1 pseudogene is annotated in these 878 nt (G+C 62.5%); it reads left to right on the forward strand.

The window, feature by feature from the left end:
* Positions 1–239 precede the first annotated feature (239 nt).
* Positions 240–878: pseudogene (locus C9413_RS32390) on the forward strand (monooxygenase); the annotation flags it as partial.

Genomic DNA, 878 nt, shown 5'->3' on the forward strand with positions numbered 1-878 from the left:
CTCCGCCGGGGGACCCGCGCTGCGAGCGGCCTCCCCGGCTCGCGGGGTGGTGCCTCGCCAACTCGCAGGGCCGCGCGCCCGGGCCGGGGCCCCCCGCTGGCCCGCCCCCCTCGTTGTCTGAGAAGCGGGACGCCCCCCCCCACCGGGACCTTCCCTCTCTATTGCCCGAAGCGCTCCTCCCCCGCCCCCCCGCCCTGCGGCCCATCGTCCCCCCGCCGTACCCGCCATTCGGCAAGCGGATGCTCCTAGACAACGGCTGGTACAAGACCCTACTCAAGCCGCATGTTAAACTGGTAGACAGCGCCGCCGCGCATGTTGAAGGCAAGTCGATCCATGGGATAAATGGCGACACGCATGAGGCAGACGTTCTCATCGTCGCCTCGGGCTACGATATAACACGCTTCTTACTTCCGGTTCAGGTGATCGGACGCAACGGCGTGACAGTACGTGAGGTCTGGAACGATGACGACTGCCAGGCTTATCTTGGAACCGTAGTGGCGGGCTTCCCGAACTTCTTCATGCTCTACGGCCCCAATACGGCGCTCGGCCACCGCGGCAACTTCATCTTCACGATCGAAAGCCAGATCGATTACGTGCTGAGCATTCTGCGCCAGATGGGAGAGAAGAAGCTCGTCGAGGTGGAATGCCGGCAAGACGTATATCACCGCTACAATCGGACGATCCAAGAGATGCACCAGGACATGATCTGGAGCCATCCCGGCATGTCCACCTATTTCCGCAACGACCGAGGGCGAATCGTAACGAACAGCCCTTGGCGCCTGATCGACTATTGGAAGCTGACGAAGGAGGCGGATCTCGGTGACTACCGTACCCTGGCCATATCGGCTCCCGACCGGTTTGAGAGCTGTCTCTTATAC

Origin of the sequence: Rhizobium sp. SEMIA 4085, from assembly GCF_013004495.1 — a bacterium.
GTDB classification, from domain to species: domain Bacteria; phylum Pseudomonadota; class Alphaproteobacteria; order Rhizobiales; family Rhizobiaceae; genus Rhizobium; species Rhizobium gallicum.